Raw genomic sequence first — 13194 nt, 5'->3', positions numbered from 1 at the left:
AAAAGCCGGCAACTGCATATCAGGCATGTCCATGTATTCGATTGATTCTCTATATCTCTATTTTACCGTTTGGATTTGCTTATAAACAAGCGAACCAGCCGGGCATCTTCGTCCCGATTGGATACCTTATATCCTTTAGATTCCACCCAGCGGCTAAAAGCTTCGGAAAAATTTTTCTTTTTGTCCAAAATGATTTCCAGGATGCCGTTCATTTTGACATCCTTGAAAGCCTGGTTCAACTGATCGGTCGCGCTGAAGAATGACAATCCACGGGTATCGAGCGTTTTGAACACGGTCATGGTCCCACTCCTGTTTATTAAGATGACGCTGGTCAATTAAAAGATTCTCCCCGGCAACTTCCTGCCTTGGTTGTAAATATAGGACGGCAACATTAAAAGAAAATGAATGGTTCATTAATTTTTTTTAATTCTCAGGGTGGGTTTCAACCGATTGATTCTATTGGAGTTTTGTTTTTGTTGAAGAGTTCGGGTGGGTTGCGGGTCTTCAATCCCCCTTTTTTGCGGGAGGCTTGGTCCGACAGGTGGCCAAGGGATAGGGACGGGGCTATTTTGAGCTTCCCGGGAGGTATGGTGCCGGCCGGGGATTTGTTACAATCGGAGTGCCGGAGGGGATAATCCGGCGGTTTTCGAAAACCCTGTTTTTAAGGAAAGTCGAGAAAACAATATGGCGGTGCGAAGCGATGGAAACACGGAATATGAAGCGAACGAGCCCACCTACGAGGAGAAAGCGGAAAAACTGCACGCGGAAATCGCCCGGCAGTTGGAGCAGGATGCCTCCCGGCTGGTGTTGACCGGTCGCTACTTTGGCACCGACGAAGCCCGCATCATTGCCGAATGCGATGCGGTGAAATCGGTCAAAACCCTCGACCTGTCCGACAACCAGTTGGCGGACGAAGCCCTGATGTCGCTGTTTCAGTCGCCCAACCTGGAGCAGTTGGAGGACCTGAACCTTTCCATCAATTTCATTACCGAAACGGGGGTGAAGCAACTCGCCGAAGCGCAGGGGGTGACGGTGACTCACCTGAAGAGGTTGTCTATGGAAGACAACCGGCTGAAAGATCCCGCCGCGGTGGCGCTGGTGAACTCGCCTCATTTCGGGGAACTGGAAGAATTGAACCTGGGCTGGAATGAAGTGGCCGACGCCACCGCCGAAGCGCTGGGTGCGGGTGGCAAAATGCCATGCCTGAAGACCTTGATTCTCGAGCGCAACTACATCACGGAAGCGGGAGTGCGCGCCCTGTTGGCGGGTACGGTGCTCGACGGACTGGAAGAATTGAACCTCGCGTCCAACAAGCTTTTGGGAGAAGGAGCCGTGGCACTCGCCACTCTGAAGCCTTTGCCCAACCTCAAAATCCTGTGGCTCACCAACAACGCCATCGATGACCCCGGTGCCAAGGCCATCGGCGAAAGCACCCATTTCCCCAACCTGGAAAAACTGTACATGGGCCGCAACTATTTCGGCCAGGAAGGGGGCGATGCGGTCTATTACACGAAAACACTCACCGGTCTCAAGACGCTGGTTCTGACCGAGGGCGTCGAGACCAATCCCGACTTCGTCAACTACTCCCGTCCGGAACTTCTGCGCCCGGATTATGAAGAGGAATGAGAGAGCCTGGAAACGGCCATCCCTCTCGTCAGAACACTTTCAGTTTTTCGATTTTGGAGAGTTTGGGCGATTCGCGGAGTGCCTTTTTGGCTTCGTCGGACTTGATGCGGTTGCCGCCCAGGTGCAGGTAGGTGAGGTTGGAAAACGTGTCGGAGTCGGCAAAGGCATATGCGCCTTCCTCGCCGATGCGGTTGTCCACCAGGCTGAGCGAGGTCACCTTCGTGAGGTGCGGTGAGGCGGCGAGTGCTTTCGCGCCTTCAGGACCGATGCCGTTGCATTCCAGGTTCAGCGTGTGGACCTCGCTGAACATCGGTGATTCCGCCACCACCCGCGCACCCTCGTCCCCCAGCGTGTTGGAACCCAGGTGCAGGTATTCGATCTTGCCCAGCACACTGCTTTCGGTGATGAGGCGGATGGCCTCCGCGTTCATTTTGTTGTGGGTGATGATGAGGGAGGTCACCTTGTCGAGGGGCTCGAAGCCGGCGATCAGTTTCGCCAGCTCCACCGGGTAACCTGGATCTTCCGTGTCCATCAGTTTGGCGAAAACAAAGTGATCCTGCACTTTCAACACCACCTTGTCGCGGATGGATTCAAACAGGGCTTTCTGCACCGGGGTGAACTCCGCGCCACGCCCTGCGTAGTTTTCGCCGTCGTTGATCAGTTCTTCCCAGTTTTTCGCTTTCTTCGGTTGCGTGCTCATTTTTCTATTTTAACGATGTTCCCGCATGCGGGTTGATTGCCCATGTCGCATGCAATTCGAAACCATTTCAGGGCCGCGCTCTGCCGGCCTTCCCGGTATTTCAAGGCCCCCAGGTTGAAGCATGCGGCGTCCTCTTTCGCTTCGCAGGCCTTCTCAAACATTTTGGCTGCTTCCTTCCATTCCGGGCTGTATTGTTGGCCCCGGTTCTGGATGTAGATACCGCCCCAGATGCATGCCGTCATGTAATCCTGTTCACAGGATTTACGGAACAGGGGAATCGCTTTTTTAATTTCGTTGTCCAGGGTGATGTACTTTTTACCCCGTTCGAAACATGCGGCGGAGTTTCCTTCTTCACACAATTTGAGGAGTTTGTCCTCTTCCGCCCAGGAGGCGGAAGCCCCCAAGGCAACCAGTATTCCGGCCAACACCACAGTCTTCACAATTTTGAAAGTGTTCACGGTATGCCCTTTCCTGAAAGAGGTGAAGCCACACCTGACCTTCATGCGACAATGCGGGCATTTTAACATAACTTGGGGGCATTGTTGCCAGCGATGTCCCCGGTGCTTTTCCACGAGCCGTGTCTTTGGTTTGCATCGGGTTTAAAAATCCACTAACCTTCATCCGTTATCGGACTTATTGATTTGAAGCTGTTTATGGTTTTGGTGGCCGCCCGTTACAGAACCCTGGGGAGGAAATGGGAATGAACATTGTGTTGATGGGCTACCGCGGAACCGGCAAGTCGGTCGTCGGCAAAATTCTATCCAAGCAACTCAAATGGCCGCTGTTCAGCATCGACCGCATGATCATGGACGACGCGGGCTGCGACATCTCCGACATCGTGGAGCAATGCGGCTGGCCGCGCTTCCGCGAAATGGAGGCGGACGTGGTGTCCCGGGTGGCGGTGCGTGACAACTGCATCATCGACTGCGGCGGCGGCGTGGTGCTGAACCCGGACAACGTCGAGCTTCTAAAACGCAACGGCAAGGTGGTGTTGCTGGACGCCAGCCTGGAGATCATACTGGAACGGCTTCAGCGCGGCCGGGACCGTCCGCCTCTCACCGAAGGCCTGTCTTTCGAGGAGGAGCAGAAAAAGGTGTACGAAGAGCGTGCGCCTTTGTACTCCGCCGTGGCGGACATGGTGTGCGACACCAGCCGCGCCCGCCCCGGACAGACGGTCCAGCAAATCATCGAACGCATGCACAACTACGGGTGGATTTGAACCATGGAAGGCTCCCTGTTCGAAAGCCTGGTGCGCAACAGCATGACCCTCATCACTGACATCGACAAAAGCGAGTCGATGGTGGTGCACGAGGGAGACATGTTCGCCAATGCCGAGACCAGCGAAGAGCCGACCTTCAAGCTCGACCTCAACGACAAGGACGTCATTTACGACGAGCTGGAAGATTTGATGGGCTACGCCCGGCTGAAGCTGGTCAAGATGATGTACCTGGATGCCAACAGTTTCGGCGACGAAGGCGTGGCCCTCCTTGCGAAAACCGGGGCCCTCAAAAAACTTCACACCCTGTCGCTGGCCGACAACAAGCTCACCGATGCGGCCGTGGCCGCGCTGGCGGAGTCGCCCCACCTCACCCGCCTGCGCGTATTGTACCTGCATCACAACAACATCGGCGCGGCGGCGATGGAGGCGCTCGGCAACTCCGAGACCCTCTCCGGCCTGACGACGCTCTACCTGAAAGCGACGTCGCTCGGACCCGAAGGTGCGGCGGCGCTGGCGGCGTCTTCCAAATTGAGGGGTCTCAAGGAGTTGTATCTGGACCGCACGTCCATCGGCAACGAGGGGTTGAAAGCCTTGTGCGAATCGGAGGTGCTCGACAGCGTGGAAAAGCTCACCCTGCCGCACAACGGCCTCACCGACAGCGCCATCGACCTGCTGGCCGAGAGCGAGCACCTGCCGAATCTCGTCACGCTCGACCTTTACAAAAACCGTTTTACCGAAGGTTACGCGCAGAAACTGAAAAATGCGCCGAAGCTCACCCGCTTCAAGTTCCTGCAGGTGGATTGATGCCCCCGCGCACGAAATCCACCCGCTCGCGCAACCACGTCATCCCTGCCTCGCGTGCCATCCTCCGCCATTTTGACCGGCAGGACCCCGTGATGGCGGCCGTCATCCGCCAAATCGGACCCATGCGTCTCCGGCGCAACCGGAATTATTTCCAGGTGCTGTGCAAGGCGATCGTCGGCCAGCAGATCTCCACGCGCGTGGCGGATGTCATCTATGCCCGCTTTCAGGCGTTGTTCGACGGCAAACCGCCGACGCCGGACCGGGTGGCGGGAGTGTCCGTCGACCGACTGCGCGCCGTCGGCCTGTCGCGTCAGAAGGCGGCCTACCTGCACGACCTGAGCGCGCGCTTTCTCGACAAGACCATCCGGCCGCACCAGTTGAATTACCTGGAAAACGAAGCCATCATTGAGCGCCTGACCGCGGTTCACGGCATCGGACGCTGGACGGCGGAAATGTTTCTCATCTTTTCCCTGAACCGGATGGACGTTCTTCCGGTGGACGACCTGGGCCTGCGCGCTGCGGTGAAGACGATTTATGATTTGCCCGAAATGCCAAAGGCAAAACAGTTGCGGTCGCTGGCGGAGACGTGGCATCCTTTGGAAACGGTCGCCACCTGGTACGCGTGGCGTGCGCTGGATGGAACCATCATCAATTACTGAAGGCACGACCCATGGATTTTATCGACGACAGGATTGAACGTTATGCGTTCAACCACACGCAGGATGAGGGTCCCTTGCTGACCCAGCTCAAGCAGGAAACCCATGAGAAACTGGAACTGCCGCAGATGCTGACAGGTCGGCTGGAAGGGCGGTTTCTGAAACTGCTGGTGCAGATTTTGGGCGCGAAACGCGTGCTGGAAATCGGCACCTTCAGTGGGTACAGCGCGCTGTCCATGGCGGAGGGCCTGCCGGAAGACGGACGCCTGTTCACCTGCGATGTCGATCCCGCGGCGATTGAAATGGCTAAAAAATACTTTCACCGCAGTGAGCACGGAAGCAAGATCACCCTTCTTGAAGGCGACGCTTTGAAGTCGGTTGAGAAGGTGGACGGGCCGCTCGACATGGTGTTCATTGACGCGGACAAGGTCAATTACCTGAATTATTACGAAGCGGTTCTTCCGAAAGTGCGGAGCGGGGGATTGATTGTTGTGGACAATGTGCTGTGGAGCGGCCGGGTGCTGAACCCGAAGGACGAGTCAGACCACGCCATAGACGACTTCAACCGTTCGGTGCATGCCGACGACCGCGTGGAAGGAGTCCTGCTCACCGTGCGTGACGGAGTGTATTGCCTGCGTAAAAAATGAAAAGGATGTGGGCGGGCGGCCCGGGCCCATATCAGAACAAACTGTCCAGCAGTTCCTTCCGCTTCTCCAGGTATTCCTCTTCACCGATCAGTTTGCGGTCATGCAGGCTTTTCAGGAATTCCAGTTTCTTCACCAGTTCCGGGTTCAGAGGCGGTTCGTTGCCGGTGGCCTGCGGCTGGGTGTTTTCCGGTGCCATTGGTTTCGTGTTCTGTTTTTCCGGAACCGTGGTGCCGGTTTTGCGTTTCAGCCGACGGATCTTCACCGGCCCCTTGTAATCGAGGTCCGCCACGATCCAGTTTTCCCATGTTTTATTGCCGAACAGTTTGCCGGTGACGAAGTACTTTTGCCCTTCCTGGGGCAGCATGTGCCACGAAGAGCCGTAACGTGCGTTGAAGTTGCGGGTCAGATTGTGCGCCACTCCCTGAATCTTGTCGAACTTCCAGTACAGTCGGTTGTCGCTGGCGAAGACGGCTCCCTCAGTGTCTCCCTCATCAGATTCAACGGTGAAGCCGACGACATTCCCCGGCCGGACCCGGTTGAGGGCCTTGGTCAGCAGCCGTTTGGAGTCCATGACGTCGTCCTTGGTGAACACGCGCCCCTCCTCGCCCAAAAGGGAGTTGGGCTTGTATTTGAGGGACCACATCTGCTGGACCAGCTCCGCTTCGCTGATTGCGAGCGGGTGTTGCAGTTGCAGCTGGGCCACCGCATCCCCCAGCTGGAATTTACTGATGTAGCGGAGAGTGAGGTTGTCCACTTCCAAAACCCGGCCGGAACTTTCCGGTTCGTGTTTGATCTTGCATCCCACCAGCATTGCGATCAGGCAGACGAGCAGGAAAAGGGCGGTCCAGCGGCAAATCCGGTTCGAGTTCAGTTGCGTGTGCGTGGATGGGGACATGTCACTCCTGTATGGGTTTGCGGGCCACGATCGAGGCGAAGGCTTTTTCCTCTTTCGGGTCGTCCACTTCCCGGTAATGTAACACAAGCCAGTCGCCGAACGTTTTCAGCAGCTCATTCGGTGCCAGCACCCATTCGGGCTTGAACCGGCTGTATTTCAGATAGTCCTGGTTGAAGGTTTCGTAGATCAAGAATCCGCCCGGTTTCAGGCCCTCGCGGATGGCCGGAAACAGCCGCCGGTCCAGAAAATAAAAGCAGAGGATCACATCGTAGGCGTTTTTTTCGAACTGGTATGAATCCAGATCGGCGGCAATGCCCTCAATCCTTAAACTTTTTTCCCGGGCAAGGCGGTGAACCCGGTCGATGGCGACTTCGGAGATGTCCACCCCTGTCACCCGGTACCCCCGTTCCGCCAGGTAGAGGGCGTTCCGGCCTTCGCCCATGGCGATGTCAAGCGCCCGCCCACCGGGGGGCAGAAGCGGGGTGTGTTCCACCAGCCACTGGCAGGGCTCGCGACCGGCCAGGCAGTCCGTGGCCTCGTACTTGGCGTTCCATTTTTCCTTGTCTTTTGCCGACATATTATGCAGAATCGGGTTTCCTGCGGCTTCCCCCCTGATTTCCCGGAAAACCAGCATGGTATGCCATTTTGAGGGCGTATCAAAATAATTTTGGGAAGGCCCCGGTCCGGGTTGACTTGGAGGGGGGTTTTCGGTATATTCTTTCTTTCGTTTCCGGCTCGCAGGAAAGCATCTCTCACCAGCCAAACCGGTCCCAGACAGGTTCATTGGAGTTATTGGAATGTACGCGGTACTCAAAACAGGCGGAAAGCAATACAAGGTTGCCGAAGGCGACGTCATCCAGGTGGAAAAAGTGGAAGGCAACGTCGGCGATACAGTCACTCTGGACCAGGTTCTTCTGGTCGGTGGGGACGAGGACATCCAGGTAGGCAGTCCTCTTGTCTCAGGCAGTGCGGTGACAGCCGAGATCGTGGAGCAGTTCAAGGACAAAAAGATTCTGGTATTCAAGAAGCGACGCCGCAAGAACTATCGCCGGAAAAACGGACACCGCCAGCTGGTGACCCGCCTCAAGATCACCGGCATTTCCAAGTAAGGCGAAGGAGACGTCATGGCACACAAAAAAGGACAGGGCAGTACTTCGAACGGCCGAGACAGCATCGGCAAGCGGCTGGGCGTGAAGCGGTTCGCCGGACAGACGGTGAAGGCGGGCGAGATCATCGTGCGCCAGCGTGGCACGACCATCCATGCCGGTACCAACGTCGGTGTGGGCAACGATTACACGTTGTTCGCCAAAACGCCGGGCGTCGTGAAGTTCGAGTGGCTGAGCCGCACCAAGAAAAAAGTCAGCATTTATCCCGCCAACTGAGGCGCTCCCCATAAGGGGATGCGTTTCCATACATGTTTGTCGATCAGGTCAAGATCACCGTCCGCGCGGGCAAAGGCGGCGACGGCTGTTGCAGTTTCCGCCGTGAGAAGTACATCCCCAAGGGCGGACCCGACGGCGGCGACGGCGGCCGCGGCGGCGATGTTGTCCTGCAGGCCGTATCCAACCTCACCACCCTTCTCGACCTCCGTTACCAGCAACTTTACCGCGCCGAAAATGGCCGTCCTGGAAGCGGCAATCTCAAAACCGGAAAAAGCGGCGAGACCTGCGTCATCCGTGTGCCCATGGGCACGGTCGTCAAGGATTACGAAACGGGTGAAGTGCTGGCGGACCTGACCGAAGAATTCCAGGAATACGTCGCTGGCAAAGGCGGCCGCGGCGGATTCGGCAACGATCATTACAAATCCTCCACCAACCGCGCTCCACGCCGGGCTGATTCGGGAAAGCCGGGTGACTCGCGTGTCCTGCTGGTGGAATTGAAGCTGCTTGCTGATGTTGGCATCATCGGGTTTCCCAACGCCGGCAAGTCCACGCTCATCTCCAAAATCTCCAACGCACGGCCGAAGGTCGCCGACTACCCTTTCACCACGCTCACACCCAACCTCGGACTGGTGCGCGTGGACGAATACCAGTCGTTTGTCGCTGCGGACATTCCCGGTCTCATCGAAGGGGCGCACGAGGGCAAGGGACTGGGCACGCGCTTTCTCAAGCACACCGAACGCACCCGGGTCATCCTGCACATGCTGGACTTTTCCGCCCTGTCTGATCGCGATCCGATCGAGGATTATGAAACCATTCAGAAAGAGTTGAAGGCCTTCAGCGAGGACTTGCATGAAAAGCCGCAGATCCTGGTGGCGAGCAAGATCGACCACCCGGAAGCGGAAGAAAAATTCGAACGTTACCGCGAACGCCTGAAGATCATCAATCCCAGGCTGTTGGCGGTGTCCTCGGTGACAGGGAAAGGCATCAGCGGTCTGATCCACCAGACCTATCAACTATTGCAGGAGCACGTGCCGCCTCCGGACATTGCCCCCGGAGGGTCAGGAAAGGAAGATTGGGCGGAAGAAAACTGATTACTGGATAGCGAAGTCGGTGAAGCTGGCTTTGCGGATTTTTCCATTTTCGATGTTCTTGTTGAACGCTTCCTGCAACCTGTCGCGCAGTTTCTCCTTGGCATACACCACATCGGTATAGAACCGCTGTTTGAAAAACCGCTCCACCGTCGAAACCATCACGTTTTCGTATACGGGCAGGGCCTTGCGAACAACTTCCGCGCTGTCCGGCGTGTCCATTTCAATCTCCAGGCGGAAACTCAATACGCGGATGTCCGTGGTGTTATAAGCAACGGGCAGAATCGTGTTGAAGGCCACGATGGTGGCATTGGGATCGATGAATTGCGCGAGTTCTTCTTCCTGCTTGATCGCCTGCTCGATCTCCTGTTGGGATTCCTGAAGGATTTCGGATTGTTCCAGTTCCTTCAACAGTTCATTGTCCGCGGAAGGCTCCAGCAATTGCGCCGCCTCATCCAGTGCGTTGCCGGGCTTGGTTTCAGGGTCCTTCACCACCGGCTCGATTTCCGGCTCGGTCTTGGTTTCGGGAATCCGGGTGTCTCCCATCAATTGATCGATGTCCATTTCTTTTTCCTCCCCGGACTCCGTAAGCAGATCCTGCACCTCGGGATTGATGGTGGGGGAAGTTTGAGTGCTTTGGGTGTCATGGGGAACCATGTCTTCAGGGATTTCACCGTCTGCCACCATGGAGTCGGTCAACTCCTCCGGAGTGAAGGTTTGCATGAGGAAATACCCTGTCCCGGCAAGCAGAAGAAGGCCTGCGACGACCGATGCGGCGACCAGGCCGCCCTTGCGTCGCTGATGGGTTGAGAACAGACCGGGCTTTTTCTCCCTGAAAGCGAGGTCGTAATCTTCGTCATCATCATAGTCTTCGTAAGCTGACTCGTCGACGCCTTCAAATCCCTCCTCCTCGTAAGCCGCATCATCGTCATATTCCCTGCCAATGACCACCGGGCGGGCATCGTCGCCATACTCGTCCAGATCCTCTTCATCTTCATCGCGGAAATCCCCTACATCTGAAAACGGGTCGTCATGGGTGACCGCCAGGGAGTTTTCCTCTTCATCCTCATCCATGTTTGGAAACTCGCGTTCCCACATTTCCTCCCGCGTCAACCCATCGTCTTCCTCGGAAGCATCCAGCGACTCGGCCCAGCTGGAATCCGATACGTTTTTCATCGGCGATGGGGTGTCCGTTTCCTGTTTTCCAAGGGACGCGATGTCCAGTTCTCCTTTTTGACTGAAGAAGGCGGCGGTGAAGTCGTCCGGTTCCTCGTTGGATGTGGCGGAAGTGTAATCCAGGCCGGGTGAAGGGTCCGAAGGCAAGTCGTCAAAACCCCTTTTACCCAGGTTATCGAACATGGCAGATTCCTTGGACGCCGGCTTCGATTCCCCGGTTACCCGATCTCCGGAAAAAAAATCGCCCCCAAGATTCTCCAGGGCGCTGAACCCGGGATGCAGGGGTTTTGGAGGGGTTCCCGATTCGGTTTCTCCCTCCGGAGGGGGCACCGCTTCTTTTTCTGAGACGGCGGTTTTCGTTTCAGGCATCTGTTCGGTTTCGCCCTCGGTTTCCGGGAACAGATCGGTAAAGGCATCTTCGGGAGCCGGCGGGACGGGTTCCGGGGTCGCTTCTGCATCTGCCCGCGCAAACTCTTCATCCAGGCCAATGACTTCCTTTTCCTGGTCGGCGAACTCTTCATCCAGTCCGATGACGTCCAGATCGTCGTCCAACATATTAATTTCTTCCGGTTCTCCAGGAGAGGCGGTCAACTCCTCCACCGTAGTGAGGACTTCGGGCTCCACGCTGGGTTCGGGATCTGGTCGGGTTTCCTGTTCCTGAAGAGATGCGGCATCCGCTTCTTTTTTCTCCTGTTCCTCGAAAGCTTCACCCTGTAATTTTTGTCTCTCCAATTCCAGCATCAGGCGCTGTTCTTCCAGTTGCTTCAGTTTGGACTCCGCCTTCTGACTTTTGAGTTTTTTTCTTTGTGCCTCCAGTGCCTCGAGTTCGGATTCCAGATCTTCATAAGATTTGGACGGCTCCGGCGCGGTCCCGGCGGTCATGCCTTCCGGTTCGGGCGGCACCTCTTCAGGCTGGTCTGATGGCATTTCCCTGGGGGGCGGGGAAGGAACGGGTTCCGGTTCTGGAGGGACCTCGTCCGGCCTGGATGGAGGGACTTCTTCCGGTGGAGAAGGCTCCTGGGCCCCGGGCCTGTCAGCCTCGGCCTGCACGTCCGGGGGAGGCGCGGATTCCATTTCGCTTTCGGCCGCCGCCTTTTCCCACTGGTCGTCTTCCGGTGCCATTTCCGCAAACATTTCGGCCCAGGCATCGATATCATCGACTTCCTCTTCCCCCGCTTCCGGCTCTGCGGCTTCCTCTTCCGGTTCCGCATTGATGGCGGCGGGTTGGGCCGTTTCATCTGCAAAGGCCTCGGCCCACAATTCCGGATCCTCAAATGGAGCATCGGAGGCTTCTTCTTCCGGAGGAGCCTCGGGCTCGGCCTCTCCGGATATTGCGTCTACCCAGATTTCAGGGTCAACCAGATCCTTTGGTGCCTTGGCGATCGTTTCAACAGGTTCCGGATTCTCCGGCATGGCGTCGTTGCCGGTTTCCCCGGAAGGTTCGGTTGAGGAATCCCCGTTTTTGGCAAACTCTTCCGCGTACTGGGCAGCTTCCGCCAGTTCCTCCTCTTCCAGCGCTTTTGCCGAGTCCGCTACCTGATCCCAGTCTTTTGTGTCGGGAATGGCTTCCAGGTCTTCGGCACGCGCGATCACTTCCTCCGGCAGGTCGGGATCGATCGGTTCATCGCCCAGGCCCAGCATGTCGCCTGATGTTTCTTCCATTCTTGATTCCGACGATTCCTCACCGGCAGACACAACCGGAGGGGCACTGGGACTTTTTTGCGAGTCGGGGGAGGCACTTTCCCCACCTGTTCGAGGTTGGGTGGGCGGCTGCGGCTTTGTCAAAGAGGGGGCCGCTTTTTTCTTGATGCGGAACGGATGGTGGCAGACCGCACATTTAAGCTCGATGCCCTGTTCGCCCAGGGGAGGGAGGGCGACCTCATAATTCGCGCGGCATTTCGGACATACGATCTTCATAAAATCTTGTTTAACAAGGTTTAACTTCCATTATAGGGAAAGCCAAACAAGGAGCCAGTTTATATCGGCAAAATCCCTATAAGTCCCAATTTGACAAGGGTTTTAATTAAATATATAATCCTTTTCCAGCCGCGGCCAACATGATTTTTCAAGGGCTGGGTTGTTTGGGCGTTGAATGACGGAGGTCGCGGCTCCGATACCACTCCGGAACCGCCACATTCTATCCATTTTCCAACTAGCAATAATTGATGTCAAAACCTGAATCTGTTGCGCTGATATTCGTCTTGCATGAAGGCACTTTCTAAACAGAGCAGTCTTTTATCGTTGGTTCTCCTGTTAACCCTTTTCGGTTTTTTTCCTGAGAAATCAAGGGCTGTGAAGGGAATTTCTGCGGAATCGCGGTACCTGATGAAGCTGGACAAACGGACGTTCCGGGATCTGTACCTGAAGGCCCGGTTCGATGCCATCCGGCAGGAGCGGCGCATCAGAAACCGGATACACGAGGTGATCCGCAAATACAATTCCGGCCTCGACAGAAAAGGGATGCGGAGTATATCCAACCGGATTTTCAGTGAAAGCCGGAAATACGGCCACGATCCTCTGCTTTTGACGGCCCTCATCGTTACGGAAAGCTCGTTCAATCAGAAAGCGAAGTCGCACAAAGGGGCTCTGGGTTTGATGCAGATCCGTCCCGCAACCGGCTCGGCTCTGGCGACAGAAGCGCAAATGGCGTGGAAGGGTAACTTCACACTGTTCAACCCGGATACGAACATTGCGCTTGGTGCGATGTACCTCGATAAACTTCAGAAACGGTTTCAGGACCTGGATTTGGCTCTGGAAGCCTACAACCACGGGCCTTCACGGCTTTCCCGCTACCTGCGTCAGGGCAAAAAACCCAAAAAGTATTCCCGCAAGGTCATCCGGATGTACGGCCAGTTGAGGTCGAAAACCACTTGATTCCTTCCTGCACTGCTTCTGCCCGCCATTCCCGGTTGGAAATCACCCTGCCTGTTTGAGTACAATGAATCGGTGATGAAACGAATTGCGAGACAATCATCCGGTCGGGCCGCAACCCGGACCTCAC

The 13194-nt window shown here is 56.2% G+C and carries 15 protein-coding genes and 1 pseudogene; 9 read left to right on the top strand and 7 right to left on the bottom strand.

Annotated elements, in window-relative coordinates:
- Positions 1 to 62: 62 nt before the first annotated feature.
- The gene (locus ACTRXA_RS14075; RefSeq protein WP_005005869.1) at positions 63 to 299 is read right to left on the bottom strand and encodes a sulfurtransferase TusA family protein; all 237 of its coding nucleotides are present in this window, start codon (positions 297 to 299) and stop codon (positions 63 to 65) included.
- A gap of 385 nt (positions 300 to 684) precedes the next feature.
- Here ACTRXA_RS14075 and ACTRXA_RS14070 point away from each other — a divergent pair, with 385 nt between their 5' ends.
- Positions 685 to 1626, top strand: a complete 942-nt coding sequence (locus tag ACTRXA_RS14070) for a hypothetical protein (protein ID WP_442427798.1) — start codon at positions 685 to 687, stop codon at positions 1624 to 1626.
- 28 nt (positions 1627 to 1654) lie between these two features.
- On the opposite strand, the gene ACTRXA_RS14065 is transcribed toward ACTRXA_RS14070, so the two are convergent.
- A complete protein-coding gene (locus ACTRXA_RS14065) occupies positions 1655 to 2326 on the bottom strand; it encodes a hypothetical protein (RefSeq protein ID WP_442427797.1) in 672 nt (223 codons plus the stop codon).
- Positions 2323 to 2784 carry a tetratricopeptide repeat protein gene (locus ACTRXA_RS14060; protein WP_442427796.1) on the bottom strand — a complete coding sequence of 154 codons (462 nt, stop codon included), beginning with the start codon at positions 2782 to 2784 and terminating at the stop codon, positions 2323 to 2325. The genes ACTRXA_RS14065 and ACTRXA_RS14060 overlap by 4 nt, the downstream gene beginning before the upstream one ends.
- A gap of 242 nt (positions 2785 to 3026) precedes the next feature.
- Between ACTRXA_RS14060 and ACTRXA_RS14055 the strand changes: the two genes are divergently transcribed.
- Genes ACTRXA_RS14055 through ACTRXA_RS14040 form a run of 4 tightly spaced genes read left to right on the top strand, consistent with a single transcriptional unit; the run spans position 3027 to position 5652 of the window.
- Complete coding sequence (locus ACTRXA_RS14055) at positions 3027 to 3545, top strand: shikimate kinase (RefSeq protein WP_442427795.1); 519 nt, start codon at positions 3027 to 3029, stop codon at positions 3543 to 3545.
- A 3-nt stretch (positions 3546 to 3548) separates the two neighbouring features.
- On the top strand, positions 3549 to 4349 hold the full coding sequence (locus ACTRXA_RS14050; RefSeq protein ID WP_442427794.1) for a hypothetical protein: 801 nt from the start codon (positions 3549 to 3551) through the stop codon (positions 4347 to 4349).
- A complete protein-coding gene (locus ACTRXA_RS14045; protein WP_442427793.1) occupies positions 4349 to 5008 on the top strand; it encodes a DNA-3-methyladenine glycosylase family protein in 660 nt (219 codons plus the stop codon). Before ACTRXA_RS14050 ends, ACTRXA_RS14045 begins: the two co-directional genes overlap by 1 nt.
- Positions 5009 to 5019: 11 nt before the next feature.
- The gene (locus ACTRXA_RS14040) at positions 5020 to 5652 is read left to right on the top strand and encodes an O-methyltransferase (RefSeq protein WP_442427792.1); all 633 of its coding nucleotides are present in this window, start codon (positions 5020 to 5022) and stop codon (positions 5650 to 5652) included.
- Positions 5653 to 5683: 31 nt separating this feature from the next.
- Here ACTRXA_RS14040 and ACTRXA_RS14035 read toward each other — a convergent pair whose 3' ends face one another.
- Positions 5684 to 6547 carry an SHOCT domain-containing protein gene (locus tag ACTRXA_RS14035; protein WP_442427791.1) on the bottom strand — a complete coding sequence of 288 codons (864 nt, stop codon included), beginning with the start codon at positions 6545 to 6547 and terminating at the stop codon, positions 5684 to 5686.
- Between the two features lies 1 nt (position 6548).
- Positions 6549 to 7124, bottom strand: coding sequence for a class I SAM-dependent methyltransferase (locus ACTRXA_RS14030; RefSeq protein WP_442427790.1), 576 nt, complete (start codon positions 7122 to 7124; stop codon positions 6549 to 6551).
- A 220-nt stretch (positions 7125 to 7344) separates the two neighbouring features.
- Between ACTRXA_RS14030 and rplU the strand changes: the two genes are divergently transcribed.
- The 3 genes from rplU to obgE are packed head-to-tail and all read left to right on the top strand — an operon-like array spanning position 7345 to position 9020.
- Positions 7345 to 7656: a 50S ribosomal protein L21 gene (rplU, locus tag ACTRXA_RS14025; RefSeq protein WP_442427789.1), complete on the top strand. Its 312-nt coding sequence runs from the start codon at positions 7345 to 7347 to the stop codon at positions 7654 to 7656.
- A 15-nt stretch (positions 7657 to 7671) separates the two neighbouring features.
- Entirely contained in the window at positions 7672 to 7929 is a 258-nt protein-coding gene (gene rpmA, locus ACTRXA_RS14020) for a 50S ribosomal protein L27 (protein ID WP_442427788.1), read from the top strand.
- A gap of 32 nt (positions 7930 to 7961) precedes the next feature.
- Positions 7962 to 9020, top strand: a complete 1059-nt coding sequence (gene obgE / locus ACTRXA_RS14015; RefSeq protein ID WP_442427787.1) for a GTPase ObgE — start codon at positions 7962 to 7964, stop codon at positions 9018 to 9020.
- Here the strand turns inward: obgE and ACTRXA_RS14010 are convergent, their stop codons facing one another.
- Together ACTRXA_RS14010 and ACTRXA_RS14005 are read right to left on the bottom strand one after the other, a co-directional pair.
- Entirely contained in the window at positions 9021 to 11855 is a 2835-nt protein-coding gene (locus ACTRXA_RS14010; protein WP_442427821.1) for a hypothetical protein, read from the bottom strand.
- 159 nt (positions 11856 to 12014) lie between these two features.
- A pseudogene (locus ACTRXA_RS14005) lies at positions 12015 to 12110 on the bottom strand (zinc-ribbon domain-containing protein); the annotation flags it as partial.
- A gap of 375 nt (positions 12111 to 12485) precedes the next feature.
- Between ACTRXA_RS14005 and ACTRXA_RS14000 the strand changes: the two are divergent.
- Positions 12486 to 13067, top strand: a complete 582-nt coding sequence (locus tag ACTRXA_RS14000) for a lytic transglycosylase domain-containing protein (protein ID WP_442427786.1) — start codon at positions 12486 to 12488, stop codon at positions 13065 to 13067.
- Positions 13068 to 13194: the final 127 nt, after the last annotated feature.

The organism is Nitrospina sp. P1_D6 (assembly GCF_052156615.1).
In the GTDB taxonomy this organism is placed as follows: Bacteria; Nitrospinota; Nitrospinia; order Nitrospinales; family Nitrospinaceae; genus Nitrospina.
This window is presented reverse-complemented; position numbering and strand designations above follow the sequence as displayed.

What these genes read in the sequence shown, in the direction of transcription:
- ACTRXA_RS14075 (WP_005005869.1), bottom strand. Translation starts at nt 299, where the DNA reads ATGACCGTGTTCAAAACGCTCGATACCCGTGGATTGTCATTCTTCAGC.
- ACTRXA_RS14070 (WP_442427798.1), top strand. Translation starts at nt 685, where the DNA reads ATGGCGGTGCGAAGCGATGGAAACACGGAATATGAAGCGAACGAGCCC.
- ACTRXA_RS14065 (WP_442427797.1), bottom strand. Translation starts at nt 2,326, where the DNA reads ATGAGCACGCAACCGAAGAAAGCGAAAAACTGGGAAGAACTGATCAAC.
- ACTRXA_RS14055 (WP_442427795.1), top strand. Translation starts at nt 3,027, where the DNA reads ATGAACATTGTGTTGATGGGCTACCGCGGAACCGGCAAGTCGGTCGTC.
- ACTRXA_RS14050 (WP_442427794.1), top strand. Translation starts at nt 3,549, where the DNA reads ATGGAAGGCTCCCTGTTCGAAAGCCTGGTGCGCAACAGCATGACCCTC.
- ACTRXA_RS14045 (WP_442427793.1), top strand. Translation starts at nt 4,349, where the DNA reads ATGCCCCCGCGCACGAAATCCACCCGCTCGCGCAACCACGTCATCCCT.
- ACTRXA_RS14040 (WP_442427792.1), top strand. Translation starts at nt 5,020, where the DNA reads ATGGATTTTATCGACGACAGGATTGAACGTTATGCGTTCAACCACACG.
- ACTRXA_RS14035 (WP_442427791.1), bottom strand. Translation starts at nt 6,547, where the DNA reads ATGTCCCCATCCACGCACACGCAACTGAACTCGAACCGGATTTGCCGC.
- ACTRXA_RS14030 (WP_442427790.1), bottom strand. Translation starts at nt 7,124, where the DNA reads ATGTCGGCAAAAGACAAGGAAAAATGGAACGCCAAGTACGAGGCCACG.
- rplU (WP_442427789.1), top strand. Translation starts at nt 7,345, where the DNA reads ATGTACGCGGTACTCAAAACAGGCGGAAAGCAATACAAGGTTGCCGAA.
- rpmA (WP_442427788.1), top strand. Translation starts at nt 7,672, where the DNA reads ATGGCACACAAAAAAGGACAGGGCAGTACTTCGAACGGCCGAGACAGC.
- obgE (WP_442427787.1), top strand. Translation starts at nt 7,962, where the DNA reads ATGTTTGTCGATCAGGTCAAGATCACCGTCCGCGCGGGCAAAGGCGGC.
- ACTRXA_RS14010 (WP_442427821.1), bottom strand. Translation starts at nt 11,855, where the DNA reads ATGGAAGAAACATCAGGCGACATGCTGGGCCTGGGCGATGAACCGATC.